Raw genomic sequence first — 25,239 nt, forward strand, 5'->3', positions numbered from 1 at the left:
TTTTTGATAATGTGAAGATCCCTGCCGAAAACCTGATCGGTGAGGAAGGCAAGGGTTTCCGGTATATCCTCTCCGGGATGAATGCCGAGCGGATCCTGATCGCCGCCGAATGTGTCGGCGACGCCAAGTGGCTGATCAACAAGGCTTCCACTTACGCATGCGACCGCAACGTCTTCGGCCGGGCCATCGGCGCCAACCAAGGCGTCCAGTTTCCCATCGCTAAGGCTTACGCGAACATGCGTGCAGCCGAACTCATGGTCCGCGAAGCCACGCGGCTCTATGAGGCCGGTCAGGACTGCGGCGCTGAAGCGAACATGGCCAAGATGCTGGCTGCTGATGCTTCCAATGAAGCCGCGAACGCCTGTATCCAGACGCATGGCGGTTTCGGATTCGCTGAAGAGTATGACGTCGAACGCAAGTTTCGCGAGACCAGGCTTTACCAGGTTGCGCCGATCTCGACGAACCTCATCCTGTCCTACCTCTCCGAGCATGTGCTCGGGATGCCACGTTCGTACTGACGGTAAAGGCCAGTGGACGCGACCGAACAGAAGCTATCGGCAGAATGGATTGGCCGTCAGAGCGAAAGCATCGATGTCGTTTCGGAGCGCCTCGTGATGAGCTTCCGCGCCATTTTCGAACCGCATCTAGCGCCGCTGCCCGCAGATGCCGCCTCGTTGGGCATCCATTGGTGCCTGTCGCCGGCAATCGCCGGCATGGACCAGTTGGGTGCTGACGGACACCCCGCCAAGAACCTGTCGTTGCCGCCTGTGCCGCTGCCGCGCCGCATGTGGGCTGGTGGTGAACTTCAGCTGCATGATCACCTTAGGATCGGTGACAAAGTCCGCAAGGCGTCCACCATCCTGGACATAGTGCGCAAGCAAGGCCGATCCGGTGAACTCTGGTTCGTCGCGGTCGGCCACGCTTATCATTCCGATCGTGGTCTCGCACTGAGTGAACGGCAGGACATCGTTTATCGGGAAGCTGCGATCTCGGGAAATGGCGTGTCTCGAAACACCTCACCGGCCGAGCCCACGGCAATCCGGCCAGCAGCGCAAGTGTGGTCTGTCGTTCCTTCGTCCACGTTGCTCTTCCGCTACTCTGCGATCACCTTTAACGGTCACCGTATCCACTACGATCTGCCTTACGCGACCGAGGCTGAAGGCTATGAGGGGTTGGTTGTCCATGGCCCCCTCCAGGCAACGCTTCTCCTCAACCTCGCGGCGTCCCAAGGCGCCGGTATACCCCTGACGTTTCGCTACCGCGGGATAGCTCCGGCGATTGTAGACCGTGAACTGACCGTCAGGGTCGGCATCGATGGTCAGCGACTCTGGACGCAAGGCGGGAGCGGCGCCGTGCACATGGAAGCCGATATCGACCGGGGTGTGGCCTGATGTCTGCACAGGGTGACTTGCATTTTACGCCTGTCGCGCCTTTGTTCGTTCCGGCCGACCGGCCAGAGCGTTTTGAAAAGGCCGACCGGTCCGGAGCCGACGCGATTATTATCGATCTTGAGGACGCCGTTGCGCCCGCCGCCAAGGATGGCGCCCGGTCCAACCTTCACCATGCCCTGACATTGCGGAACCCCACCTACGTTCGGATCAACAGCCAAGACAGCAGCTGGTACACGACTGACCTTGCTGCAGTCGGGGCGCTCGGGCTTCGGCGCATCTGCCTGCCAAAAGCGGAGTCCGCGGCGATCCTCGACGCGATGGTTCGGATTTTGGGTGACGACATCGAGATCATGGCGCTGATCGAGACGGCGCGAGGGCTGCAGGCGGCGGGGGCGCTGGCCGCTCATTCGCATGTCGCGAGACTGGCCTTCGGACCCGCAGATTTTGCGCTGGACTTGGGTGTGCCCGCCTCCAATGACCTCAAAGCGCATGCCATGATGCGGCTGGCGGTGGCGAGCAGGGCCGCCGGCATGCCCCTGCCGTTGGATGGCCCATCCTTCGAGGTCACGGACACCGCCAGACTGGCCACCGAATGCCAGCAGGCCTTAGATCATGGGGCCGGCGGGAAGCTTTGCATACACCCTGCCCAGACTTCCCATGTCATCTCGGCTTTCCAGCCGAGTGAACAGCAACTGCGCTGGGCGCAGCGCGTCGTCGACGCGGCCCGGGACGGCGCAGCGCGCCTTGTCGACGGCAAGATGATCGACGCTCCCATTATCGCCCAGGCCCGGGCACTTCTCGCGCGGGGCCGTTCGCAACTCAGTGAAGGTGTCTAACCATGGCCGTATCAGCGACACTCCTCAACAAGATCAAGGACAAGGATCTGATCCGGGAAGCGGGATTGATCGGCAAGGAGTGGCTCGGCCAATCCCGGTCCGGACAAACCTTCGAGGTCACCAACCCTTCGACCAGCGAAGTGCTGGCCAGGCTGCCCGATTTTACCCGAGCCGACATCGCCAATGCGATCGATGTGGCCTATGTCGTCCAGAAGGAGTGGGCTGCCCGTACCGGCAAGGAGCGCGCTGCAGTCATTCGGCGCTGGTATGATCTGACGATCGCCAATCTTGATGACCTGGCGACGATCCTGACCGCTGAAATGGGGAAGCCGTTCGCCGAGTCCAAGGGCGAGATCCTCTATGGCGCGTCCTACATCGAGTGGTTCGGCGAAGAGGCCAAGCGCGTCTATGGCGACACTATCCCCGGTCATGCCCGTGACAAGCGGATCGTCGTGATCAAGCAACCTGTCGGGGTCGTCGGCGCTGTTACGCCCTGGAATTTTCCCTCGGCGATGGTGGCGCGCAAGATCGCTCCGGCGCTGGCGGTGGGCTGCTCGATCGTCTTCAAACCGGCAGCCCTGACGCCACTCTCCGCCTTGGCCCTCGCCGTACTTGCGGAAAGGGCAGGGGTGCCGTCCGGGCTATTGAGCGTTGTCCCGATCACGAAGAGCTCGGACTTCGGCGATGAGGTTTGCGAAAACGAGAAGGTTCGCAAACTCACGTTCACCGGGTCGACCGAGGTCGGCCGCACCCTGATGGCGCAAGCCTCGGCGCAAGTCATGAAGCTCAGCATGGAACTGGGCGGCAACGCACCGTTCATCGTCTTCGACGACGCCGATGTCGATGCGGCCGTCGAAGGAGCCCTCGTCTCCAAGTTCCGCAATGCTGGCCAGACCTGTGTCTGCGCCAATCGCCTTTACGTGCAGAGCGGTATCTACGAAGAGTTCGCCGACAAGCTCGCGCATCGCGTCAAAGCCTTCAAAGTTGGTGACGGCTTTGCGGAAGGCACCGAGATCGGCCCGCTGGTCGATGACCGCGCCGTGGCCAAGGTCAGGCGTCACATTGAGAATGCAGTCTCTCAGGGCGCCAGCATTGTGGCGGGTGGGCCAGACCACCCTCTTGGCGGCAATTTCATCTGGCCGACTGTCCTGACCGGGGTAACCTCCAAGATGGCGGTCGCCCGCGAAGAAACTTTCGGGCCGTTGGCGCCCTTGTTCCGCTTCGATGCGGTCAATGACGTCATTGAGATGGCAAATGACACCGAATTCGGGCTTGCGGCCTATTTCTACGCCCAGGACATGAGCCGTGTGTGGGCCGTCGCGGAGGCCTTGGAGTATGGCATGGTTGGCATCAACACCGGGCTCATTTCGACTGAGGTCGCGCCGTTCGGGGGTATCAAGCAGTCAGGATTTGGCCGGGAAGGTTCGAAATACGGCGTCGATGATTACCTGGACCTGAAATATTTGTGTTTTGGGGGGCTCACGAGCTAAGGCGCAACGCAAGCCTTCTCCACTCGCGGGCGAGCGTTCGGCCGTCGGAAACCGCTTACAGTTAACTGACAAAAATAGACCGGAACGGCGGGATGCATACCACCTTGAGCGCGTCGAAGAGGATGGGACTACCGCGGCGATTGCGGTTTTCTATTCGACGCGCGAAGCGGTAACCATTATCCCCGAGCCTGGACGAGAACTACCGCTTGTGCTCGTGACAAGCAGATATGCGGCATTGGATAGCAAAAGCCCCCAATCTCCCTTGGGCGGCTCTGCCCTTTTTGCGGTATACAAATCGCGATGTCGGGCGCGCCAGCGCCGCGCCTTATCTTCCAAACAGCTCTGAATGTGAGCCAAGCCTGACAAATTCGACGAAGTCGTCATCGGCAGTATAGACAAGGAGAAAGTCACCACCGATATGTGCTTCCCTCGCCACTTTCCACTCTCTACCTGAGAGCTCGTGGTCGGCCCACTCAGCGCCGAGTGGCCTTTTCAGAATGATCAGCGTCATCAATTCGATTGCGCGACTCATATCCATTTTCCCGGCCTTATTGTATCGGTTCCAGTCCTTTCGAAATTGTCTGGTGTATTCCGATGCTCTTGGAAGGGAGGTGCGTCTGACGTCGCTCGGTTTCTTCAAGCTGCTTGCTCGCTGAATTTACTTCTTGCCGTTCAGCTCGGCGAAAAGCTCATCCGGTGTCATAAAGCGAGCCTTACGGGCCTTCCTGATCTCACGAGCCTCCGTCAGGGCGGCGCGGGTTGTTTCGTTGGGAACCTTGAGCTCGAGAGGAAAGCTTTGGCTCGCCACAACTCGATGAAGAAACACCCGAACGGCATCCGAAAGCGAAAGACCGAACGACCCAAGAACCAAGGAAGCCTCTTCACGAATGTCATCTTCGACCCGAACATGAATCATTTTAGTGGCAGCCACATCAAGACTCCTTATAACGAACAACTCGCCGGTGGCCCACTCACATCGAATGGCGATATGACCCCCTATATGTGTCTCAATTGCGATACAGTCAAGGGCTATTGAAGTTCGTGGCGACTCCTGCGCCTACCGGAGTGAAAGGCGGCAATCCAGGCTGCGACTGCCCAAAGATGTCTGCGGCCGTCGACGGCACCTGCGTGCGGACGCGGCACCTTCAGGAGATCGAGCATGAATGACATATGGTTGGCGATGTAGCCAGCACTCGGGTTGGTTAGCTCCAGCCTTTGATCGCAAACCATGAAGCGCGATCGGCCTCAAAAGTCCCGTGCGACCTCCATCAGGATTTCGGCCGCTGTTTGGTGGCGTTTGCTGCCGATGTTATGGAATGGATCTGCCAGCTTACCGGGGCGCAGACGTCCGACGTTGTTAACCCAGTGACGCCAGACGACACGGATCATGCCGTCTCAAGCACGTCGGTCCATCTCGGCAAACTGCGTCCCGCGCGATCGAGGAAGAGGACGTCGGCGACGGCACCGTGCCAACGTGGAGCGGCTTCACGTCCTCTCTGCAACGGCAGTTCGTGGGTGGCGAGCACGGGACCATTTATGTACGCACTCCACTAAAGTATCGTCGGCGCTTGCGTGCCCTCGTTGCGCGGCCGCCACGTCTGCCGGTGCTGAATGCGGGAGGCTACAGCCTTCAAGCTGTTTGAATATTCCAGATCGTCTAATTTCAGCTCACAGGAGTAGACCACAGTCTGGCGCATCGCAACGATCACGTGGTCCTCGCAGTCGTGCTCGGCCTCGGCCGCCCGCATCCTGAGTTGTTGCCCGCTCCGCCGCAGAATTGGTCGCAAATACGCCCGGGGTATTCTTCAAGCTCTCGCTTCATCGCCTCCGGCATCGGCACGAGCGGCGGCGTGGCGTTGCCCTGCACGATGCCGCGGCGTCTCGAAGTTCGAGTCGGCGCCAGCGCGTTCGCCGGCGATGTTACTCGAACGTTATCCACGGCACGCCTTGAACCAAGCGCCCACCGTGTGAACAGGAATCTCCCATCCGCGCAATCCTCTTGCCGTTGATCCGCGCGATTGAAGAGCCTTCTTTAATGCTGTCGGAGGTTGTCGGCGCGCCGGAACATAGGCATCTGTCGCTCACGGTGGCGATTGGAACGCCCTCCACGCAGACAAAATTCTGACCGGTCAAGATCACGGGGCCGCCGATATGCGGCCGTGGTCCAGGCTCGACCAGGGGGCAGATATGCATGTGGCCTTTGAGGCTAACAAGTTGTCCAACCATGTCCATCTTCTCAGTCCCGTCCCATTATGCTCCCAGAAAGTTGATCGAGATCCACAGGAGCCATCCGGCGATTTCAAGATGAGCTGATGGCACGACGACCGTTCTCGACTTCGACGGAGCCCGGACGCCGCGGGCTAGGGCATGACCCATTCGACCAGACATTTCCGAGCTGTTCAGGACGCGAATGACCGACGCGAGAACACCACGAGACATTTGCCAACAGCGGTGACATGATCAAGCTTTCGTGCTCCATCAGTTCGTACCGGCAACGCGGCCGGAGGCCGCCCGATTGCAAGACTTGAATTACCCTGGGCGGAAAAACCCCAAGTGAATGGGTTTAGTTCCTAGGACACAGGGCTGCCAGGGCGGCAGCCCGAGCCCACGGATGGACAAGACCTTCAGCAATAGCAGCGAGACGCTGCTGTAGCGCGGGCGGAAACGCTCCCACGCTTGCTCCAAGGACCCGCGCGGCCGCGACACGGTTGTCCGGGTCGTTAAGACTCTCGGCGAAGGTGACCAGGCGCTCCTGTAGCTCGGGCGGAAGCAATCCCGCGCTCTCTCCGAGGCTTAGCAGCGCAGTGACACGATCGTGTGGGTCGTTAAGATTCTCGGCGAGCACGACGAGGCGCTCCTGTAGCTCGGGCGTAAAACGTCCAAAGCCCTTTCTCAAGATCCACATGGCCTGGTTGAGATCTCCGGGTTGGGCGAGCCCCTCGGCGAGCACGACGATGCGCTCTTGTAACGCCGGCGCAAACCGGCCTACGCCCCATCTGAAGCCCCATAGGGCTAAGACGCGTTGATGAGGCTGGGCGAGCCCCTCGACGAGCACGACGAGGCGCTCCTGTAGCTCGGGCACAAGCTTTCCCACGGCTGACTCCAGGGCTGCGAGGGCCGAGAAGTGATCTTCGAGGTCAGGGTTCACGACGAGGTCGACGAGGCGCTGCTGGAGCGTGGGCGCAAGTCCTTCGACGCCCACTGCGAGGCCCCGCAGAGCTGTGACGCGATGCTCGTACTGGGCGAGCCCCTCGGCGAGCACGACGAGGCGCTGCTGTAGTGCGGGCGCAAGCTCTCCTAGGTTCCGTCCGATGCCCTCCAGGGCTTGAGCGCGATGCTCGGGATCGACAAACGCCTCGGCGAGCCTGACGAGGCGCTGCTGTAGTTCCGGCGCAAACTCTCCTGCGGCCAGTCCGATGCGCTGCAGGGCTTGAGCGCGATGCACGGGATCGACAAGCCCTGCTGCGAGGTCGACCACACGCTGCTGGAGCGCGGGTACAAACTCTCCCACGCTTATCCCGAGGGCTCGAAGCACCGAGACGCGGTCTTCCGGGTTGAGCTCCTCGACGCGATCGACGACACGCTGCTGGAGCGCCGGCACAAGCCCTCCCACACCCATTGCGAGACAAACGAGGGCAGCGACGCGATACTGGGGATCGTCAACCCCCTCGGCGAGTTCGACGAGACGCTGCTGGAGCATGGGCGTAAACTCACCCACGGCCAGCCCGAGGTCCTCCAAGGCCAAGAAGCGATATTCGGGGTCAAGCGCCTCGGCGCGATCAATGAGACGCTGCTGGAGCGCGGGCGCGAGCCCTCCCACCCCCCGTCTGAGCGCTTCCAGGGCTTGGAAGCAGTGCTCTTCGTCGTCAAGTCCTTCGGCGACCTCGACGAGGCGCTGCTGAAGCGTGGGCGCGAGCCCTCCCAGCCCCCCGCCGAGGGCTCGCAGGGCAAAGACGCGGTGCTCGGGGTCGTTATGTCCTTCGGCGATGGCAACGAGCTGCTCCTGCTGCACGCTGGTCAGGCAATTGAAATTGGATGCGAGAGATTCCAACACGCCGGGAACAACTAGTGCGACAAAGGGATTCGCGACTCCTGGCTGCGGGACCATTAACCTGTTCCAGACGGCCTGAACCCGGATTGCCATCTGGCGCCTTTCTTCCAACGCCGCGGACATTTGGACAGCAGCACGCAGCTCGCCGTCTGTCTGCGACACCGCCAGCAGATCGATCGGGCTGAGCCTTTCCGCAATCGCGCCGAGTAACTCCGGGAGCAGCCCCGTTATTCCTGTTACCTGTTGGAGCCAGTGGTCCAGTTGTGGCATCATTTCGCTTGGTGTCCTCACTCACAACTTCGAGCCTTTGGTCCGGAGCACTTGGCATCAGCGCGACTTGATCTCGCGGGCCAGTTCGTCCTGAGCTGGGCCCAAACGCCAGCTCCACATGGCCGTCGCCGGTCGGGCGCGCCTCGTTGAGCGTTGGCTACGCGGCTTTCAACTCCTTGCCCATCGCCTCACCAGCCGCTCCTGCCGGGCCGACTACCGTCCCCGAGTCTCCCGGGTCTCCTGGCCGGCAACGGCATCTTTTTTGTTTAGCTACGATATGCTGAAGCGTCCCATATAAAACGAATATGCCATCATGCGCGTTCGAGAGCATTCAGCAACGCCGGATCCAGCGGGCGATGCAAGCCCTTCGGCGCGGCGGTAGTGGGGTCAGTTTGAAACTCCGTCCCAACCACAATAGGCGCTTTCGCCTATACGCCGTCTGGAAATAGGCGGAAACGAAGGCCATCTTCAAGCTATGACCGATAAGCATCCAAAGCGCCCGCGCGACGCAAACCAATTGGCGAGGTCGATAGTTGACATCGCGACTGGCGAGGCGCCGGCTGAAGAAGATCTCAAGAACAAGGCCGCTGTGGAGCTAGGGCGGCGCGGTGGCAAGATTGGCGGCCGCGTGCGGGCTGACCGCATGTCGCGCAGAACAAAGGGCCGAAGCAGCGACGCGATTAGCTGCATCCGCCCGCTGGAGAAGGCGCGGCGACTAGGCGGCTTCTGCTGCCTCGATTTCCGCAAGTCCATAGTGAAGTCGAAATCCATCTGGATAGGCTCTTCGTCCGACCTCGCCTCGTTGTAGCTATCGACATCGACCTTTAGCTGCCGAACGTCACCAACGATCCCGCGGCCGCGCTGCTGGAAAGACATCTGCATATGGTGCCGTGGGGCGGTTCGAATATCGTCCCAAAGAACCATCTGCTGGCCGCCTTGTCGGGCGAATTGAGAAACAGCCCCCCGCGTTGCCTCACCAGGATTGTTCCCTACGACTGGGACGCTCAGTGTAAGCGGTGCACCAAGGCACCTTGCAATAGGCCGATGAACATGGAGTTTTCGCGCCATGACATTGGAACATGCAGAGGGCGATTTGGTCGCCGAGTTAAGCGGTGCGGCGGCGGCCGAAGATTGTGCAACGACGCCCGGGCGCGCGCGGCAACGAAGGCTGTGGAGCTGCACTGAGAAGCGCGCGTTGGTCGACCTGGCGAGCGCGGCGGGGTCGTCGGTGACCGAGGTCGCGCAAGCGTTCGGCGTAGCCCCATCACAGCTCTATGCCTGGCGCAAGCAGATGGCCGGCGGCGAGCCTGATGCCGATCAGGCGATGGCGACCTTCGCGCGCATCGACGTGAGCGATCTGCCCGAGGTCGAACGCCCCGTCGCCGATTGCCCGGACCCGGCCGGCAGGATCGTCGTGGCCTTTGCGAACGGCGCGCGATTGCGGATCGACGGGATCGTCGATCCGACAGCGCTGCACATCGTTCTGGCGGAGTTGACCAGGTGATCACGGTGGTGCCGACCGACCGGATTTACCTGTGCTGCGGCGCGACCGATATGCGCCGCGGGATCAACAGCCTGGCACGCATGGTGCAGCAGGTGCTTGCGCTCGACCCGCACACTGGCGCGATCTTCTGCTTCCGTGGACGCAAGGGTCATATCATCAAGATTCTGGCGCATGACGACCAGGGGTTCTGCCTTTTTACAAACTAACTGGCTTCATACTACAGCCCTTTCCTTGAGATCGGAGCATTTTGAGGAGTTGAGTCGGCGGATGGCTTCTGCCCGATGGGCGAGCTGGTTCCATCGGCTGCACTGCTTGGCTGGGACGTGCGGTCCTGGCAGCTCATAGAGGCCGATATAGCCGTTGTAGGCATGTCTTTTCACGATGTCGTATTTCGCCCATCTGACCAGGGTACATTCGGTGATCCCGAGTTTTGCGCAGGCTTCTGCTTTTGTCAGCATTCCCCGCTCGCGCAGCCGGTCGTAGCGCGAGCGCAGACCATATTGCTTGACAAGATAGATGACGCGCAAGTCGGTGAACTGGGCGTCAGCCTTGCCGCGCCGCGCTGAGCCGCCGGGACGGATTCCCCTTGCATTCAGGATGTCAGCGATTTCAGCGCAGATATGATCGTCGAGAAGCTTGTCGACCAATTCGACCACCTCGGGCCGGGTCCTTACCTGCTGTGCGGAGGATTTCGGGTTCTGAGTGGTCAATGTTTCGGTCCTTCCGCCTCTGAAGCGGATGTGGATCCGGGTCTCTCCCTCGGCCTGGAACTTGAGCAATGTGACGTCTTCGACAAGATAGGCAAGGAGTCGCTTGCGTTCTCGGTTCGGCAAGGTGGGGTCGCACCAGACCGTTTTGAAGTCGGCCGTCATGGCGATCAATCGATCACGGATTGCATCGTCGAGTGTCGCTCGGTCTTCGCGTAGAGCGCGCGCTCTTTCTTCTCGTAGATCAGCCAGCATGCGCAGTTTGTCGTTCCATTCGCGTTCAAGGGTGTCGGCAACCAGGCGGTTGTTCGGATCGACCAGCATAAACCGCCGCTGTGCAAGATCGGCATCGATTTGGGCGCGTTCGACGGCGCGGAGCCGGAGTTTGTCCGCTTCGTCATAGCGCGCTTCGATCTCTTTTCGGATCTCCAGAGCTAATTCCACGGCGGCGGGCGTCATTGCCGCGGCGATCAGTTCACCGATCGCCGCGTCGACGGGCCAGCCTGCGATCGACTGGCAGTGAGGCTCACCCCGAGAGACGTAGGCGCGGCTGCAGACGTACCAAGTGTCCACCTGACCGCGCCGGGTGACGTAACGGGCCCTCATGTGGCAGCCACACCGCCCGCATATGACGCGCCCCTGCAACAAAGCCGCGCCTTCGCGCGGTGGCGAGACCCGCGCGGTCTGGTAGCCTTGGCCATTGGCCTCGAGCGCCTTCAGGTTGTGCTGGAACTGCTCCCAACTGATATAGCCGGGATGGGCGTCCGGGATGCATGCGAGCCATTCATTGGGCTCACGTTTACGGACCTGTTTCTTTCCGTCGACGGTCCTGCGGTAAAGACGCTGGCCATAGGCATAGACGCCCGCGAAGCGAGGATTGTGCAGCGTGCGTAAGGCTGTCGATGTGGTCAGGGGTTGGAAGACCACCCGCTTGCTGTTGCGGAACCGGGATGGGAAGAGCAGACCTTCGCTGGCAAACGCCTTGACGGTCTGCGTAGCCGACCCGACCCGCGAGAACGTCTCGAAGAAGTGGGTGATCATCTCCCGGATCTGAGCGTCTGGATCGAGGACCACATCGCCAACCTCATTATAGATGAAGCCGGTCGGAAGGGGGCAACGATATTCACCGCGGCGTGCTTTGTTGAGAATGCCACCACGCAACCGGGCTTTGATAACGTGCAACTCGGCCTCGCTCATCGTGCCCTTGAGGCCCAGCAGAAGCCGGTCATTGAAGTTGGCCGGGTCGTACACGCCATCTTCGTCGAGGATGAGTGTGTCGGCCAAAGCGCAGATCTCCAGCAGCCGATGCCAGTCCGCATTGTTTCTGGCGAGGCGGGATACTTCCAGCCCCATGACGATCCCCGCGCGCCCCATGCCGACATCGGACACCAAGTGCTGGAAGCCTTCGCGCCACGCCGCTGAAGCGCCGGATTCGCCCTGGTCGCTGTCGATGACGGTGATCTGGTCGTCGCGCCATCCAAGCCCGATCGCGCGACCACGAAGATCGTATTGACGCTTGGTGCTTTCGACGTTCTCCATGACCTGTCGCATCGATGACTGTCGGATGTAGAGGTAGGCGCCACGCTCGAGATGATGCGATTGGACCTTGAGCTTTTCGTTCATGCTGTTCTCCGTTCAGGGGCCGCCATCACGATGGTGGCGAGCAAGTGGATGATTGTGCGTCGCTCGGACGTTTCGTCTGCGATCGGCAGCCTGGCGACTGGCGGCAAAGCCGCGGGTGGGGACCAGCCCGGCATACGCAAGATCGCGCTAACCCAGGCCCACATGCCGCGATGCAGAAGGATGGTAAGACCGCTGCGTGCCTCCAGAGGGAGCGCGGCGCCAAGCGTGGCGGCGCGCAGTATTTCGTATCGCTCCGTGGCGCGGGACTGCATCGCGCAATGCAATTGCGCACCGCCACTGATGGTTACACCGTTTTTTTTTCGCCGAGCGCACGCTCGATTGTTCTGGGGTGGACATCGAGTCCGAACTCTGTCCGGAGCCGGTTCGTCAGTTCGCGTGCCCGAATGGGCTCGCCCGGAACCACCTGGGCCCTGAGGAAGGCCAGCACTTCGCTCTGGATCTTGTGCGGGCCGTGCGGGCCGCGCTTCCTCGGTACTAGGCCGGCCAGACCCGCGTCCTCGAAGTCGGCTTTGGCCTGGTAGAAGGTCGGCCGGGAGACGCCATATTCGTCGGACACCTCCGTTACCGACATTTTGTCGACCGATACGCGCCGCAGCATCTCGTACTTCACCTGCACGATGTCGCGCGGATCGAAGAAGCCGTCCTCCCGGAACTTCTGATCGCCGATTTTTTCCGGGGCTGGATTGAGCGTGCCATCCTCGGCCAAAGCGCTGCCTTTCGATTGCCTGTGTTTGACGCTGTCCGACACCTGCGCCGCCCCCGATGCCGACTCAATTGACGTAATTATAAATATGCCGCGTATGGCTAAACCGTCAAGCGGATATCTGTCAACCAATCGAGTATAATCTCTGCTAATACGGCACATTCAGCGAAGCTCCCCATGGGTTTTGCGGCGTTATTTTCCTTACAGCGTCGGCAAAATTTCCCTTTACAATCTTTGCGGCGTTGCGCATCTCCCTTGCGATATGAGGCGCTCTACGAGACCGCTGAGTTCCAGTAGGTCGGTGAGGCTGCACAGTGCGCGCCCGTTTCCCGCGATAACCTCAAGGCTGGGGCCTGCTGCATCGGTCCATTGCGGCGGAACAGAGCAAATCCGGCCATCGTCAAAGCGCAGCAGCAATAGCTTGCCCCCTCGGTTACCGCGCTTCCCAACGCAGGCACCTCGCTGCCCGGAATACGGATGAAAGGGGTGAGTCACCGTCACAAACTGCGACGGGGACGATGAACCGCCTGCATTTCCAAGTGAGTTACAAACGGCTTACCGATGGTTGTTTCGCCTGGCCAACCACGAAGGATCAGGTCGCCGTGTCGCTCACCAAGGCGCAGCTTTCGCTGCTTCTGGACGGGATCGACTGGCGCCGGCCGAGCAAGATTTATCGACCGCGTTTGGCTGGCTGATTTTGCTCGTTTCTCATTGATTTTGTGTCGATTCTGCTTCCGTAACGGAGCTCTTTCGTATTTAATTTGGGTGTCGGAACAGACCCCCTCAATCGCTGATTTCCTCGCCCGGATCGCCCTTCTGGAGGCGGCCGTTTCTGCCCGTGACATCACCATCGCTGAGCGGGATGAGCAACTGCGAAGGGAGCGCGCCGAGGCCGCACTTCGCATCCAGCGCCTGCAGCTGCAGATCGCTCGCTTCAATCGCAAGGCCTTTGGCCGCTCGTCCGAGAAGCTGGGCCAGATGCTGCTCGAACTCGAAGATCTCGAGACAGATTTCGCCGCCGGCGTGCCCGATATCGAGCTGCCCATCGTCGCCGACACCGACAAGGTCCGGGTGTTGCCGGTGCGCAAGCTCAACCCGAACCTGCCGCGAAAGAGGATCGTTCGCGAACCCTCTTGCGCATGCTGTCCGGGCTGCGGCGGCGATCTGCGCGCCATGGACGAAGATAGCGAGGAGATGCTCGATCTGGTCGCCCAGGCCTGGCAGGTGATGGAGACCATTCGACCCAAGTACAGCTGCCGGACCTGCGATAAAATCATCCAGGCGCCGGCACCAGCCAAGGCCATTGCACGCGGCAAGCTCAGCTATGCCGCGCTCGCCCATATCATGATGGCCAAGTGGGGTTATCATCTACCCTTCTACCGTCAGGCACAGATGATGGCCGCCAAGGGCGTCGATATCGAGCGATCCACCCTTGCGCGCAGCGCCGGCTACGCCGCCGCCTTGCTCGATCCGATCTACAATCGCATCCGCGAGATCGGCCGTACCCGCACCAAGATTCACACCGACGACACGCGGCTTCCGATCCTGGCGCCCGGCACCGGCAAGACCCACAAGGGCGCGCTCTGGGTTTACGTCGCCGACGACCGCAACTCGGGTTCGCAGGAGCCGCCGATCGCCTGGTATCGCGCCACCATGGGACGCGCTGGCGAGAGCGTCATGACCGAGCTCGCCGGATTTGCCGGCACGCTCCAGGCCGACGGTTTCAGCGGCTATAACCAGATCTACCCGACCCCTGGTCCGGGCGCTGCGACGACAGCTCATGCGCCAGGGCAACGGCTTGTCGCGCCATGCCGATATCGCGAAGGCCTTCGCCTATGGCGCCAGGCGATGGCGCGCGTTCAACCGCTTCCTCTACGATGGCCAGCTCGAGCCCGACAACCTGATCGCGGAGCGCGCGATTCGTGGATTTACGGTCGGCAGGCGCAATTGGCTTTTCTCGGGCAGCTTCGCCGCGGCAGAGCGGTCCGCGGTCGTGCTCAGCATCATCGAGACCTGCAAGCTCTGCGGGGTTGATGCCGAAGCCTACATGGCCGATGTCGCCGAGCGCATCCAGAACGACTGGCCAGCCTCGCGCTGGGACGAGCTGATGCCATGTTGGGGTGGACGGCTCCCAACGGCATCGCAATGTGCCAGAATGAGTTCGTTGAAAGCTCAATCGAGGGAGACCGTCCGTGGAAGAGATTATCAGAATTGGCATGGATACGTCAGTGCGCCGGGAGACTGGCAAGGAGTAGGAGGTGAAAGTCCACCACGATGAAGGGCTAGCAACCCATATCGGCCCCAAGCCGTGCGCAGGCAACCGTGAGGATGTCGGCGAAGCGTCGGTAGGGGAGCGTGCAGGCCAGCCATTGAGCCGCGAAAGTCCAAAATCCCGGGTGCCGACGGCGTTGACGTTCCGGAAGGCAATACGATTTGAGCGCGTTACGCGAGCGCTCAGCCGACCCGGCGTGGTCTGAGACCCTGGCATGCACGGAAGCTCCTTGTACGGGAACCGGGAGATCTCTGGATTGGCCACCCAACCCGTCCTGCGGGTGGATGGTCCGCAGTGGGAAGGCGAGGAGTCGTAGCCGCTGATGAACGATCCAGAGAAGTCTGACTTCGGCATAGTAGCTGTGAAGCCGACGAACAAAGCCGGGCGACCGGTGGCGGAGTTGGTGGAGCGAAGGCCGGGGACCAAGGGGAACGCGGAACAGCAACGCATGCACCGGACACAGGGCCGGGATCGCATGTCCCAGTCGCTGGATCGCGTACGGAAAGCCGCAAGGCTGAGGAAGAAGGACAGGTTCACCGCGCTCTTCCACCATATCACTGTCGACGCACTCCGGACGGCGTTCTACGCGCTCAGGCGCAAGGCCGCCCCCGGGGTGGATGGCATGACATGGCAGGACTACGAGGCAGAGCTTGAGCCCCGGCTCATCGATCTGCACGCCCGGGTCCAACGGGGAGCGTACCGCCCGCAACCGTCACGCCGGACGTTTATACCGAAGGCAGATGGGAAGCAGCGGCCGCTGGCAATCGCAGCTCTGGAAGACAAGATTGTCCAAGGGGCGACCGTCATGGTGCTCAACGCCATCTATGAAGGCGACTTCTGCGGCTTCTCCTACGGGTTTCGACCGGGGAGAGGGCCGCACGATGCGCTGGATGCGCTGTGCGTCGCGATCGACCATCGGAAAGTGAGCTGGATAATTGACGCCGACATCCAAAACTTTTTCGGGGCGGTCAGTCAGAAATGGCTGGTTCGCTTCCTGGAGCATCGGGTCGGCGATAAGCGCATCATCCGCCTGATCCAGAAATGGTTGAAGGCAGGTATTCTCGAAGACGGGGTCGTGACCGTAGACGACAAGGGGACGGGTCAAGGCTCGGTGATCTCACCGCTCCTCGGCAATATCTACCTGCACTACGTACTCGATCTGTGGGCGAAACGCTGGCGACAGCACGACGCCGCCGGCGACATGGTCATCGTGCGCTATGCCGATGACCTGGTGGTCGGCTTCGAGCGCGAGGACGACGCCCGTCGATTCCTCGATGCGATGCGCGCGAGGCTTGAGGAGTTCGAACTGTCGCTCCATCCGGACAAGACCCGCCTGATTGAGTTTGGTCGCTTCGCGGCGGCTAATCGCAAGCGGCGCGGCCTCGGGAAGCCGGAGACCTTTATGTTTCTCGGGTTCACGTTCATCTGCGGCAAATCGCGCAGCGGGCGCTTCCAGCTTCAACGGAAGACCCGCGGCGACCGCATGCGGACGAAGCTCAGGAACATAAAGGAGGAGCTGTGGCGTCGGCTGCACTGGCCCATACCCGAACAGGGGAAATGGCTAAGGCAGATCGTGAGCGGGCATTTCGCCTACTTCGCGGTGCCGACAAACGCGCGCGCTTTAGCCGCGTTTCGGCACCATGTGGAAGAACTCTGGAGGCGCACGCTTCGGCGGCGTAGCCAGAAGGACGGATTCACATGGGGCCGGACCACAAAAGTGACAGAACACTGGCTCCCGAAGCCACGCATCCTTCATCCATGGCCCGACGTGCGCTTCGCCGTCACACACCCAAGGTAGGAGCCCGGTGCCTTAATTGGGCTCGCCGGGATCTGAGCGGGGGGCGCCCGGTAACGGGCGTCCCTACCGCGAAAAGAGCGTTTTCCAATTGCATGGCGTGAACGCAGGCGAGCAACCAGTCCTTCGCAAGAAGCTTTCGCGTAGGGAGATGGTGAAATTCTTCGAGAAAACGCCGCCGACTACTATCGCACTCGAAGCCTGTGGAGGCTCTCATCATTGGGCGAGGCTGTTAAGTTCGTTCGGTCATGAGGTGAAATTGATCGCGCCTCAGTTGGCGAAACCTTATGTGAAACGCGGCAAGAACGACGCGGCGGACGCGGAAGCTTTGTGTGAGGCGATGAGCCGACCGACGATGCGCTTCGTGCCGGTGAAGACCGCGGACCAGCAGGCGGCGTTAATGCTGGTCGGTGTGCGAGAGAGACTCATTCGCAATCGGACACAGCTCGCCAACGCCATTCGCGGTTTTGCCATGGAGTTCGGCATCGTCGCGGCCACGGGCATGTGCCGCATCGAACCGTTGTTGGAGCGGATTGCGGCGGATCAATCCCTGCCTGAATTGGCCCGCGAGCTTTTTGTCATGCATGGCATTGAATATCGAGATTTGCTGGCTGAAACGAAAGCCGTCGAGGAAAAACTGACCACGTTGCACCGCTCCAATGAATGCAGCAGGCGCCTGGCCGAAATTCCGGGTGTCGGGCCGGTCGGCGCATCGCTTTTGATGATGAAGACCCCAGATCCCCGAACGTTCAAGTCGGGTCGCGATTTTGCCGCTTGGATAGGACTCACGCCCAAAGACCATTCGACTGCAGGCAAGGTCAGACTTGGGGTGATCACACGTGCTGGCGACGAAATGCTGAGGAGCATATTGGTGGTTGGCGCGACTGCTCTTCTTCAGCACGTCAGAGCAGGTCGAAGCAGGCATGCTTCCCGATGGCTCACCGAACTACTGCAAAGGAAGAAACCGAAGCTGGTTGCGGTGGCGCTCGCCAACAAGATTGCCCGTGTCGCCTGGAAGCTCATGGTGAGCGGCGAGGCGTATCGGCGGACAGAGGAGCAAACGCAAGCAACATAGGAATTGGCCATCACGGTGAGCAGAATAGAATGCTACCGTGTTGAGCTGATGCTGTGAACTTGCAAGAGAAAAGCAGATGGTGCGATCGATCGATCCAAGACGCGTGATACTCCGTCAGTTCCATTGGCCTTTCAAGGTCGTTGCCGTGTTAGGAACATGCGTTGCGGAAACCATCTTGGCCAGTGGTCATGTGCGACCACACACAAAGGCCGCACATATGGAAGCAAGCGATCCGATCAAAAATATCTGTAAAAAACACTTGCAAGTGGGAGCCGTCCACATATGGAACTGGGTGCGCCGCCAAGAGATGCCGCTCCCCTTGGCGGCATGAGCGCAATCGATGACATGGCGCTGTCGGACGAGGCGCTCGAAGCCTGGATGGCCGCCAAGACCGCCCCCCGCCCGTTGGTGCGGACCATGTCGGCGCTGGATGGCTTCGTAACGGCGGCGGTCACCGGGCCCCGGTTCGCGGACCCGCAAGACTGGATGTGCCCGCTCATGGGGTTGCCGCGCGACGTCTTGGCCAAAGGCTCTGCAACCGATCATGCCGTGTTTGCCAGCCTCGCCAGGATCCACAACCGGATCAACGAGACGCTGTTCGACAGACCGCAGGATTATGCGCCCCGGTTCGCCACCAAGCCCGGCGGCGGCATCGACCCCCGGCCGTGGTGCCAGGGCTTCCACGCGGCCATGAACCTCAACATCAAACGCTGGAAACGGCTACTCGACCTCGACAACCCCAACCACGGCCTGCTGCTGCCGATCCTGATCTACTGCATCGACAAAAAGGGCAGGCCCGCCCTTGGCAAGCCCCGACCGGGGCCCGAGACCGCGCATTTCATCGAGCACGAGGCCTACAAAGACATCGCCCTCGTCATCCCAGCCCTCCGCGAACTCCACTACGTCACCCACTACCATCAGTGATCGGCGCCGGCGCGCCGGCCAACGAGCGACCTACCATAGACGAGCCACAAGACGATTTTGGGCAAGGTGCCTTGGTGCATCGCTTACCGCTCAGTTGACCATTATCTTGATGGTCGCGACCGCCGGCGGCGTATCAAATGCCATCGCGTGAACCTTTTCCTTGCGCCATATCTTCACCTTGGTTTGCTGCCTGCGTTCCCGGCTCGCCGCCATGGTTCTTCGTCAAACCAGCCAAGCAACTCCTCGGTAACTCCTGCAAATGGATCAGGTCGCCGCCGTTCTCGCTTTTGTTTTGATTTCAGCCACGCGGTGGGACGGGTTTCGTCGCCCCCTTCCAGGCAGTTCGCACTCCTGAGAGGAACCTACCGAGCGCGGGCTCCGTCACGGGTGCCGCATGGCCTTCATCATCGCTGGCGTGGGCGGGCCTGGTGTCGTCGGTGGGATGGAAACGGTGGCTCCGAGCCTGGGAGTCGTTGCCAAAAGCCGATCGTCGCACCGGCGATGCTGATACCCTTGCCGCTGATTTCGATCGCCTGCTGACCGGTTTTGCCCATTGCCACAAGGCGGATCTTATCGGGCGTCACCTCGATGCAGTTGCCGGCTGAAGTCAGGAGGTACTGACCCTTGACATCGATGCAATAGGAATTACCAACCTCCACGGTATGGTCCCTTTCTGCCTTCAGATAGACCTCTTCGCAACCTTGTTTGTCCTCGAAGCGCAGCTCGTTGTAGGCATTGACGGCGCCCTGATCGGTGTGCGTTCGGAAAGTCGAGCAGGTCTTGTCCAGCGGCAGGGTTTCAGGAGGCAGGTTAGAGCCGTTGTAGACGACACCGGTCACCAGGGGCCAATCTGGATTGCCGTGAATAAAGTTCACGACAACCTCCTGGCCGATCCGGGGAATGATGACGTGGCCGAAGCCCTTACCCGCCGAGCTCTGGGCAACCCTGATCCAACAGGAGCTGGTGTCGTCCTTATTGCCTTCGCGGTCCCAGAAGAACTGCACCTTGATGCGGCCGAACTGGTCCGTCGCGATCGTATCTCCCTTTGGGCCCACGACGACCGCCGTATGCGGTCCCCGAATCTCCGGCTCGGGCGTGCGGCGCGGCGGGCGATACTGGGTGGTCGCGGGGATAATCTCCACCGTGCTACGATATACGACTTCTCTCTCCCGACCCGCGGCGTCCGCTTCGGTGCGAATGTCCCCCAACTCTGCGACCAAAGTGAAATCACTCGCGACCGCCAAAAACCGATCACTGGGCGTTGGGCGCGCACCCACATCGCCATAGTAAAAGGGATTCGCAGCCTTGAAGATCAACCCTGTTCTAATCTGGCGTGCCGTACATTCGACCCGCGCACGATAAGCGTTGCAGGCGAGCTCTTCGGCGCGGATGCAAGCATAGAAATCCCCGTCCGCTTTTTCGGTGTAGCGTCCCGGATAGACGAAGGTCTCCCGAATTGCCGTGGAGCCGCCGCCAAAGGCTGTTGAGGTATTGACTGGCCTGAAGCGCCCGGCCTCGGGAGATCGGATGAAGGTGCCTTCCACAGGCTTGCAAGCTGGAATGCCTCCGATCTTCACGGAAGGAACTTGCGCGACGGCCGTGAGCTCTGCCCTCGGCTTCTCATGGTTGTAGTCCTTGAGAACGACCTTGTTCGGCTGGAGCGACACGACCTCCTCCCAACGCAGGATGACGTCGTCCCGATGTAGATTTGGCGCAGGCCTGAGGTTGTGGTGCGTCTCCACGATCTCGGGCGCGCAGGCGATGTGGCTCGCGGCGTTGTCGACCAGCACTAGGTCGTGTTGGTCCTCCGCATGTTCAAAATAGTAGTAGATGCCGTCCTGCTCCATCAGTCGGCTGACAAAGGCCAGATCCGTCTCATCGTACTGGACGCAGTAGGAGCGCTGTGGGAATCGTCCGGTGGTCTGGTTCTTAAAATTTCCTTTGTGTTCCCGAAAAATCGTGGTGATGATCTCTATGCTGGTCTTGTTTTGAAAGATCCGACTGTTGGAGCGATAATCGAGAAGCGAAAGCCAAGGTCGCATCTGCGCCACGTAGTTCAGGTTTGCTCCGTCATCGTGCCCCAAGTATTGGAACTCCGTAACGATGCCGTGGAAGAAGCGCATTGCAGAGCCCTTGAGTTTAAGGCCTACCGCCAAGCTTTGCCCGGGAATCGTAGCAAAGTTCTGGATCGGATGGCGGCTGACGAGCCTCACCTCGTAGTGGAAGAGTTGCCCCAGCCGCTCGGTGCCTGTGAGCCGTCGGAGAAAAACATCATCGGGGTCGAACGCGGCCAAGGTGACCGCAGCAGAACAATTGCGCTTCAGGAGATTGTCGATTTTTGATCGGACCATCATTGTGTTCCTTGGTTTCGCTGCGATCTGGCGTAAGTGGAAAAGACCCAACCGAAGACCCGCTAGCAAAATGTGATGGAAAGCGTCGTCGAACCGGTGTGGGCGCCACGCTCAAGCAGTTACGGCGGAATTGGACACAATTGCTCCAGCCGCTGATCAGGCGGGGTAGTCGTTAGGTCATCGGCGTCCCGCCGCATCTCCCGCTTGCCTATCCAACTCGTCCAGCCGAGCCTGCCGCGGCGACCCAGCCGCACTTCCGGCATCTCCTCGCGGCGGAGGACAAGATTGACCTCCCAGTCCAGTTCATCTCCAATATAATTGCGGATGATCTGAGCCATGGTCCTAAGACCGAGAGCCCCGGGCAAAAGCGACTCGTACTGAACCAGGCTGAGCGGACCGACAATGAGACGAAAGCGGTGGTGGTGCACTCTGATCCTCCTACCGGCAGTAGCCGTGCAGCCCAGCCTGCCCGTGCGCGGGTCGAGGCCCAGGAGGCAGAGCGAGACGCGGGGCAGTTTGACCCATTGCGGGACAAACTCACGTGTATCGACCGGCGCCTCGAAGAAGCTCGCGACGATGGCGGCAAGCCCCTCGGGATTGCGGGTGTGTGAGGCGAGACGGCCGGTGAAGTGGAGTTTGGCCAGATCGGGCATAGCATCTCGTGCAAGCAGGGCGGTCATGCCAAAGCCGGCGAGGGAGGCGAGCTGAAGCGCGAAGCGATCTTCGTGTGGCCTGTCGTGGCTTACGGTCGGCTCACTCTCCGCCCAGGCACGAAAGAAGAACGAGGCCATACGGTGATGGAAGATATCGGCAAACCTGACCAGCGTCTCATCCGCGGCGTTTTGCTGTCTGAGAAGAGCATACTCCGTCAAATGCAACGGGAGAGGACCGTTGGATCCGAACAATCCGAAGAGGTAAGTGGAGATTCGCGCAAAATCAGTCTCCCCTCCATCCGTCACGCCCGCGATCGGTCGCGTCGGAAAGGCGAGCGAGGGCTCTTGGCCGATCCGCACCCGATCCAGGCTCGGCCGGCCCGATTCCCCCAGTCGAGGTCGATCTGAGCAGATCGCGTCGACCCGCCGCAGAGCCTCGAAGAAGTCGTAACCATGCGGTTCGGCTGCAACGGCGCTGAGGAATTGGCCGAGAGCGTCCGCAATCAGAGGATCGCCCGGCGGCCGGTCATCGTCGGCCATCGCATGATCTCCCCTCGTTGCAACGTCGAGACGACCGTCTCCGTGAAGCTGTTGATCGAAACGTATTTTGCGAAGAACTGGTTGAGTACCGAGGCGAGCGGAAAGATGCCGACGCCTTCGAAAGCCGCTTCGTCCAGGGTGATGCCAACCTCGATTCCACGTGCCACGGCGGCTTGTCCACCGCCAGGCAGCCGCCGGATCGCAGGTTGTGACCGGATCTCCCGGATGCCGTCGATCTGCCGTGAGGCGCACGCATTGTCCGGATCGATGTAGAGGCGCAGGAGTTCGCGCAGCGCCTCTGCGCCTTGGTGACCACCCCTGTCGGAATTACTGACTGAAAGGTAGTTCAGCGAAAGGTGGCTGATCAGTTTCCAGGTGAAATCGCCGTTGGCGAAGGAGTGGCCTGGTCGGCTCGGTGGCGATATGCACCGGGTGGCGGTAACCGGAGCGCCGATTTCCAGGGTGAAGTCGGTCTCGTCTCGGCCGATCGGTAACAGCAGCGGCAAATCCCGGTTCGAGCACAGGCAGCGCACCGACAACTGCTGAGGTCCCGCCGAATAGGGACCCGCCCGGCGATCGACCAGAGAGACGAAGGTCTCGCTGCCGATATAGCCAGTTCGCGCCCCATTCGATCGTTGGTGCTCCGACATCTGCCGCTGCTCCCGCCGGAGCATGTAGTACCTGGAGTGCTGCTCCTCCCGGCCGTGCGCGCTGATGCTGTAGAAGGGGAGGAACTCGGCGGGGGCTGCTCCGTTGCTCTCTCCGTAGCCACTCATTGCGAGGATGGAGTGAACCTCAAAGTCGAGGGGCCTCATCCTGTCTACGATTACATTATGCTCATGGTCTTTTTCCCTCACGTGAATTCGATCAGCTTGGCGTTCGAACAAATTGATCGCAGGGGTCGCGAAGAGAGCGATGTTCTCAGGTCCGAGATGACGTTCCAGCCGTGGTTCGACTCGGCCAAGCGCGAACACGATCTCGAGGCTTTCCGTCGTTGACAGGGACACGGCGTCGGCAAGCCCACTCACCTCGACGAACAACGTCCGCTCCGCGATGGCGAAATACTCCTGCAGGAGACGGTAACCGTCGAAGGAGCGTGGGACCTCGGGCAGGAGCGCGCAGTTCGGCTCGAGACCACGCTGCCGCAGCATATTGAGCGGGATTCTCTCCTGCCAAGTGATTGGCCGGCCGACGGGACGGGCAACGATGGCGCGTGTGTCGGCGATCAGCTGCTCGGCAAGCGCCGCACCGATGCCACCGGGCCCGAGAAGGTGTAGTGTCAGGGCCTTAAGTGAGAGTCGATTGAATGGCATGCCGTTGGTGGTACGAAGCCGCAGTCGAAAGGCAGCCTTCACCTGTTGCCGGGCCGGAAGATCCAGGGAGGAGATCTGCCCGGGCGTCGCGAAGTAGTCGGCGGCGCTCACCATGATCGGCCATAGATGGACGTCGTGAGCCGTGCGGAACTCGCAATGGGTGACGGCGCCCGGAGCGAGTCGGCCGAAAAGTTTGGTTCCGCGCGGCACGACGTATGCATTCTCGATCGGTCCGGCTTCCGCATCCGGTTCGAAGCGCACGATCGTCATCGACGGTATCGGCGGTAGAAAGTGCGGATACACCATCTCCAACAGGTGCTGCGTGAAATTCGGGAAACGTGACTGCAGCTTCAGCTGCACCCGCGCGGCCATGAAGGCGAAGCCTTCCAGCAGCCGCTCGACATAAGGATCGGCGACCTCTTCTGCTTCCATCCCGAGCCGTCCGGCAACCTTCGGGAAGGAGCGAGCAAATTCGGCCCCCATCTCGCGCATGTAGGCCAGCTCATCGTTGTACAATCCGAGAAGCCGGGGATCCATCAGCTTGTCTCCGGATCCAAACCAACACGGACAACTTGGAGTTCGGGATCCACCTCCGTGCGCATTGTCATCGGCAGCGGAGCAGGCAGCGCCCACAGATAGGCCGCAATCTTAAAGCGAAAGGAGCTGCAGTCCTGTCCGTCGTTGAGGACCATCACCTTAATACTGCGCGGTAAGAGCCGCGGCTCGAATCGCTGCAGGCTCTCGGCGATTTCGTCTCCCAAGGCGCTCGAATCGATGCCTTCGCGGATGTGCCCGCTGAGAGGCCGGACCCCGTAGTTGAGTGTGCTGGCCGCGACGAGGGGGTATGCGTGGAGTGCCACGCTTGAAGCCAATTGATTCGTGTTCAACAGCCAGGACACGTCGCGTAGAATCACCTCTTGTAGTTGGCGAATTGAGAAACTGCGCTTGTCCTGCGTTTCGCACGCGCTGTTCGGCTCATCGTCAGTGAGCCTGTCGAGGAGGGAAGGCTGCACCAGATCCCGCCTAAGATGCCTGGTCATGTTCGATCTCCAGAATCGCAATTTTCGACGAGGCGACTGCCAATTTCGCCACCGTCAGCTGACAACCAGCTTATTGAACTCGGCGCTGTTCGAGACCTGGTTCCAGATCCCTTCGCCTGCCTTGGTTAGAGCGCCATGCATATCCTGCTTGTAATAGATCATCTTGCAGGCGCCGAACCGGCAGGTGATCGTCTCCTCCGGAGCGTCTTCCGCATAGGCCCACTCGACCTTCTCGATCGCGAGCATGTTGAAACTCCAGTGCAAGAATAGGTTGGAATCAGCTGTGAGAAGTCCGCTGCCTGTCGACTTGAAGAGCTTTAAGTCAACGTCGTTAAAATGCGCGCCTCGACCGCAGGCCACGTACAGCGCGGATGAGGCGCTATCCACCTGCTTCTTAATAGTGAAAACCTCGAATTCAGCCTTGCCTGTCCCAGCGCCGACAGTGTGAGGCCCGATGTTGAGCTTGTTTTCGATTGAGAAGCTCCATTCGTCGGCAAGCGTAAAACCATCCTTCAGGATAAGAGATTCCCCTTTGGGCTGAATGCCATCCTTGGACACTGTGTTGAACTTCATGACTGCGTCGAACGCCATGACGAATTCTCCTTCGGTATCGTGACACTGGGGCCGGGCGGTTTTGTCATATAGAGCTGCCGGGTGCGGCGAACGGCCCTCTGCGGACC

Annotated in this window: 26 protein-coding genes and 1 pseudogene; 13 read left to right on the forward strand and 14 right to left on the reverse strand. The window is 60.6% G+C overall.

Annotated elements, in window-relative coordinates:
- The 4 genes from ACFSQT_RS18435 to ACFSQT_RS18450 all read left to right on the forward strand — a co-directional run.
- A partial coding sequence (locus ACFSQT_RS18435) for an acyl-CoA dehydrogenase family protein (RefSeq protein WP_379020964.1) occupies positions 1–518 on the forward strand: 518 nt, incomplete at its 5' end.
- Between the two features lie 12 nt (positions 519–530).
- Positions 531–1,391, forward strand: a complete 861-nt coding sequence (locus tag ACFSQT_RS18440) for an HTD2 family dehydratase (protein ID WP_095090178.1) — start codon at positions 531–533, stop codon at positions 1,389–1,391.
- Positions 1,391–2,227, forward strand: coding sequence for an HpcH/HpaI aldolase/citrate lyase family protein (locus ACFSQT_RS18445; RefSeq protein WP_095090175.1), 837 nt, complete (start codon positions 1,391–1,393; stop codon positions 2,225–2,227). The genes ACFSQT_RS18440 and ACFSQT_RS18445 overlap by 1 nt, the downstream gene beginning before the upstream one ends.
- Positions 2,228–2,229: 2 nt before the next feature.
- Positions 2,230–3,717, forward strand: a complete 1,488-nt coding sequence (locus ACFSQT_RS18450; protein ID WP_095090173.1) for an NAD-dependent succinate-semialdehyde dehydrogenase — start codon at positions 2,230–2,232, stop codon at positions 3,715–3,717.
- 325 nt (positions 3,718–4,042) lie between these two features.
- On the opposite strand, the gene ACFSQT_RS18455 is transcribed toward ACFSQT_RS18450, so the two are convergent.
- The 5 genes from ACFSQT_RS18455 to ACFSQT_RS18475 all read right to left on the reverse strand — a co-directional run bounded on the left by ACFSQT_RS18455 (position 4,043) and on the right by ACFSQT_RS18475 (position 8,041).
- Positions 4,043–4,357 (reverse strand): type II toxin-antitoxin system YafQ family toxin, encoded by a 315-nt coding sequence (locus ACFSQT_RS18455; protein WP_210200184.1) that lies wholly within the window; start codon positions 4,355–4,357, stop codon positions 4,043–4,045.
- An 18-nt stretch (positions 4,358–4,375) separates the two neighbouring features.
- The gene (locus ACFSQT_RS18460; RefSeq protein ID WP_245331265.1) at positions 4,376–4,648 is read right to left on the reverse strand and encodes a type II toxin-antitoxin system RelB/DinJ family antitoxin; all 273 of its coding nucleotides are present in this window, start codon (positions 4,646–4,648) and stop codon (positions 4,376–4,378) included.
- A 314-nt stretch (positions 4,649–4,962) separates the two neighbouring features.
- Positions 4,963–5,106 (reverse strand): hypothetical protein, encoded by a 144-nt coding sequence (locus ACFSQT_RS18465; RefSeq protein ID WP_167392285.1) that lies wholly within the window; start codon positions 5,104–5,106, stop codon positions 4,963–4,965.
- Positions 5,107–5,637: 531 nt separating this feature from the next.
- Positions 5,638–5,949 (reverse strand): PAAR domain-containing protein, encoded by a 312-nt coding sequence (locus tag ACFSQT_RS18470; protein ID WP_378921789.1) that lies wholly within the window; start codon positions 5,947–5,949, stop codon positions 5,638–5,640.
- 331 nt (positions 5,950–6,280) lie between these two features.
- Entirely contained in the window at positions 6,281–8,041 is a 1,761-nt protein-coding gene (locus tag ACFSQT_RS18475) for a serine/threonine-protein kinase (RefSeq protein WP_379020966.1), read from the reverse strand.
- A 472-nt stretch (positions 8,042–8,513) separates the two neighbouring features.
- Here ACFSQT_RS18475 and ACFSQT_RS18480 point away from each other — a divergent pair, with 472 nt between their 5' ends.
- The 3 genes from ACFSQT_RS18480 (at position 8,514) to tnpB (ACFSQT_RS18490) (ending at position 9,748) form a co-directional block, all read left to right on the forward strand.
- Positions 8,514–8,846, forward strand: a complete 333-nt coding sequence (locus ACFSQT_RS18480; RefSeq protein ID WP_378977003.1) for a hypothetical protein — start codon at positions 8,514–8,516, stop codon at positions 8,844–8,846.
- Positions 8,847–9,104: 258 nt separating this feature from the next.
- A complete protein-coding gene (gene tnpA / locus ACFSQT_RS18485) occupies positions 9,105–9,542 on the forward strand; it encodes an IS66-like element accessory protein TnpA (protein WP_095090371.1) in 438 nt (145 codons plus the stop codon).
- Positions 9,539–9,748, forward strand: coding sequence for an IS66 family insertion sequence element accessory protein TnpB (gene tnpB / locus ACFSQT_RS18490; RefSeq protein WP_206073792.1), 210 nt, complete (start codon positions 9,539–9,541; stop codon positions 9,746–9,748). Before tnpA ends, tnpB (ACFSQT_RS18490) begins: the two co-directional genes overlap by 4 nt.
- Positions 9,749–9,754: 6 nt before the next feature.
- Here the strand turns inward: tnpB (ACFSQT_RS18490) and ACFSQT_RS18495 are convergent, their stop codons facing one another.
- The 3 genes from ACFSQT_RS18495 to ACFSQT_RS18505 form a co-directional block, all read right to left on the reverse strand.
- Positions 9,755–11,872, reverse strand: coding sequence for a recombinase family protein (locus tag ACFSQT_RS18495; protein ID WP_379020969.1), 2,118 nt, complete (start codon positions 11,870–11,872; stop codon positions 9,755–9,757).
- 304 nt (positions 11,873–12,176) lie between these two features.
- Positions 12,177–12,641, reverse strand: coding sequence for a helix-turn-helix domain-containing protein (locus ACFSQT_RS18500; RefSeq protein WP_379020971.1), 465 nt, complete (start codon positions 12,639–12,641; stop codon positions 12,177–12,179).
- Between the two features lie 180 nt (positions 12,642–12,821).
- Positions 12,822–13,097: a DUF5372 family protein gene (locus ACFSQT_RS18505; protein WP_379020973.1), complete on the reverse strand. Its 276-nt coding sequence runs from the start codon at positions 13,095–13,097 to the stop codon at positions 12,822–12,824.
- A gap of 17 nt (positions 13,098–13,114) precedes the next feature.
- Here ACFSQT_RS18505 and tnpB (ACFSQT_RS18510) point away from each other — a divergent pair, with 17 nt between their 5' ends.
- From tnpB (ACFSQT_RS18510) to ACFSQT_RS18535, 6 genes and pseudogenes are all read left to right on the forward strand, one after another.
- A complete protein-coding gene (gene tnpB / locus ACFSQT_RS18510; RefSeq protein WP_095090153.1) occupies positions 13,115–13,291 on the forward strand; it encodes an IS66 family insertion sequence element accessory protein TnpB in 177 nt (58 codons plus the stop codon).
- Between the two features lie 70 nt (positions 13,292–13,361).
- Positions 13,362–14,285 (forward strand): annotated as a pseudogene (locus ACFSQT_RS18515) (IS66 family transposase); the annotation flags it as partial.
- Between the two features lie 91 nt (positions 14,286–14,376).
- The gene (locus ACFSQT_RS18520) at positions 14,377–14,874 is read left to right on the forward strand and encodes an IS66 family transposase (protein ID WP_379020975.1); all 498 of its coding nucleotides are present in this window, start codon (positions 14,377–14,379) and stop codon (positions 14,872–14,874) included.
- A 316-nt stretch (positions 14,875–15,190) separates the two neighbouring features.
- Positions 15,191–16,666, forward strand: coding sequence for a group II intron reverse transcriptase/maturase (gene ltrA / locus ACFSQT_RS18525; protein ID WP_378925738.1), 1,476 nt, complete (start codon positions 15,191–15,193; stop codon positions 16,664–16,666).
- 16 nt (positions 16,667–16,682) lie between these two features.
- Positions 16,683–17,738: an IS110 family RNA-guided transposase gene (locus tag ACFSQT_RS18530; protein WP_379020977.1), complete on the forward strand. Its 1,056-nt coding sequence runs from the start codon at positions 16,683–16,685 to the stop codon at positions 17,736–17,738.
- Positions 17,739–18,020: 282 nt separating this feature from the next.
- Positions 18,021–18,662: a UPF0149 family protein gene (locus tag ACFSQT_RS18535; RefSeq protein WP_379020979.1), complete on the forward strand. Its 642-nt coding sequence runs from the start codon at positions 18,021–18,023 to the stop codon at positions 18,660–18,662.
- 90 nt (positions 18,663–18,752) lie between these two features.
- Here the strand turns inward: ACFSQT_RS18535 and ACFSQT_RS18540 are convergent, their stop codons facing one another.
- From ACFSQT_RS18540 to ACFSQT_RS18565, 6 genes are all read right to left on the reverse strand, one after another.
- Positions 18,753–18,875 carry a hypothetical protein gene (locus ACFSQT_RS18540; protein WP_280952832.1) on the reverse strand — a complete coding sequence of 41 codons (123 nt, stop codon included), beginning with the start codon at positions 18,873–18,875 and terminating at the stop codon, positions 18,753–18,755.
- A 191-nt stretch (positions 18,876–19,066) separates the two neighbouring features.
- Positions 19,067–21,013, reverse strand: coding sequence for a type VI secretion system Vgr family protein (locus ACFSQT_RS18545; RefSeq protein WP_245331258.1), 1,947 nt, complete (start codon positions 21,011–21,013; stop codon positions 19,067–19,069).
- 119 nt (positions 21,014–21,132) lie between these two features.
- Positions 21,133–22,206, reverse strand: a complete 1,074-nt coding sequence (tssG, locus tag ACFSQT_RS18550) for a type VI secretion system baseplate subunit TssG (RefSeq protein WP_095090505.1) — start codon at positions 22,204–22,206, stop codon at positions 21,133–21,135.
- A complete protein-coding gene (gene tssF, locus ACFSQT_RS18555; protein ID WP_095090148.1) occupies positions 22,170–24,056 on the reverse strand; it encodes a type VI secretion system baseplate subunit TssF in 1,887 nt (628 codons plus the stop codon). The genes tssG and tssF overlap by 37 nt, the downstream gene beginning before the upstream one ends.
- A complete protein-coding gene (gene tssE / locus ACFSQT_RS18560; protein WP_095090146.1) occupies positions 24,056–24,559 on the reverse strand; it encodes a type VI secretion system baseplate subunit TssE in 504 nt (167 codons plus the stop codon). Before tssE ends, tssF begins: the two co-directional genes overlap by 1 nt.
- Before the next feature lie 54 nt (positions 24,560–24,613).
- Complete coding sequence (locus ACFSQT_RS18565) at positions 24,614–25,150, reverse strand: type VI secretion system tube protein Hcp (RefSeq protein WP_095090145.1); 537 nt, start codon at positions 25,148–25,150, stop codon at positions 24,614–24,616.
- Positions 25,151–25,239 lie beyond the last annotated feature (89 nt).

Source organism: Mesorhizobium calcicola (assembly GCF_042682105.1).
GTDB classification, from domain to species: Bacteria; Pseudomonadota; Alphaproteobacteria; order Rhizobiales; family Rhizobiaceae; genus Mesorhizobium; species Mesorhizobium calcicola.

What these genes read in the sequence shown, in the direction of transcription:
- ACFSQT_RS18445 (WP_095090175.1), top strand. Translation starts at nt 1,391, where the DNA reads ATGTCTGCACAGGGTGACTTGCATTTTACGCCTGTCGCGCCTTTGTTC.
- ACFSQT_RS18450 (WP_095090173.1), top strand. Translation starts at nt 2,230, where the DNA reads ATGGCCGTATCAGCGACACTCCTCAACAAGATCAAGGACAAGGATCTG.
- ACFSQT_RS18465 (WP_167392285.1), bottom strand. Translation starts at nt 5,106, where the DNA reads ATGATCCGTGTCGTCTGGCGTCACTGGGTTAACAACGTCGGACGTCTG.
- ACFSQT_RS18470 (WP_378921789.1), bottom strand. Translation starts at nt 5,949, where the DNA reads ATGGACATGGTTGGACAACTTGTTAGCCTCAAAGGCCACATGCATATC.
- ACFSQT_RS18475 (WP_379020966.1), bottom strand. Translation starts at nt 8,041, where the DNA reads ATGATGCCACAACTGGACCACTGGCTCCAACAGGTAACAGGAATAACG.
- ACFSQT_RS18480 (WP_378977003.1), top strand. Translation starts at nt 8,514, where the DNA reads ATGACCGATAAGCATCCAAAGCGCCCGCGCGACGCAAACCAATTGGCG.
- tnpA (WP_095090371.1), top strand. Translation starts at nt 9,105, where the DNA reads ATGACATTGGAACATGCAGAGGGCGATTTGGTCGCCGAGTTAAGCGGT.
- ACFSQT_RS18495 (WP_379020969.1), bottom strand. Translation starts at nt 11,872, where the DNA reads ATGAACGAAAAGCTCAAGGTCCAATCGCATCATCTCGAGCGTGGCGCC.
- tnpB (WP_095090153.1), top strand. Translation starts at nt 13,115, where the DNA reads ATGAACCGCCTGCATTTCCAAGTGAGTTACAAACGGCTTACCGATGGT.
- ACFSQT_RS18520 (WP_379020975.1), top strand. Translation starts at nt 14,377, where the DNA reads ATGCGCCAGGGCAACGGCTTGTCGCGCCATGCCGATATCGCGAAGGCC.
- ltrA (WP_378925738.1), top strand. Translation starts at nt 15,191, where the DNA reads ATGAACGATCCAGAGAAGTCTGACTTCGGCATAGTAGCTGTGAAGCCG.
- ACFSQT_RS18535 (WP_379020979.1), top strand. Translation starts at nt 18,021, where the DNA reads ATGGAACTGGGTGCGCCGCCAAGAGATGCCGCTCCCCTTGGCGGCATG.
- ACFSQT_RS18540 (WP_280952832.1), bottom strand. Translation starts at nt 18,875, where the DNA reads ATGGCGGCGAGCCGGGAACGCAGGCAGCAAACCAAGGTGAAGATATGG.
- ACFSQT_RS18545 (WP_245331258.1), bottom strand. Translation starts at nt 21,013, where the DNA reads ATGGTCCGATCAAAAATCGACAATCTCCTGAAGCGCAATTGTTCTGCT.
- tssG (WP_095090505.1), bottom strand. Translation starts at nt 22,206, where the DNA reads ATGGCCGACGATGACCGGCCGCCGGGCGATCCTCTGATTGCGGACGCT.
- tssF (WP_095090148.1), bottom strand. Translation starts at nt 24,056, where the DNA reads ATGGATCCCCGGCTTCTCGGATTGTACAACGATGAGCTGGCCTACATG.
- tssE (WP_095090146.1), bottom strand. Translation starts at nt 24,559, where the DNA reads ATGACCAGGCATCTTAGGCGGGATCTGGTGCAGCCTTCCCTCCTCGAC.
- ACFSQT_RS18565 (WP_095090145.1), bottom strand. Translation starts at nt 25,150, where the DNA reads ATGGCGTTCGACGCAGTCATGAAGTTCAACACAGTGTCCAAGGATGGC.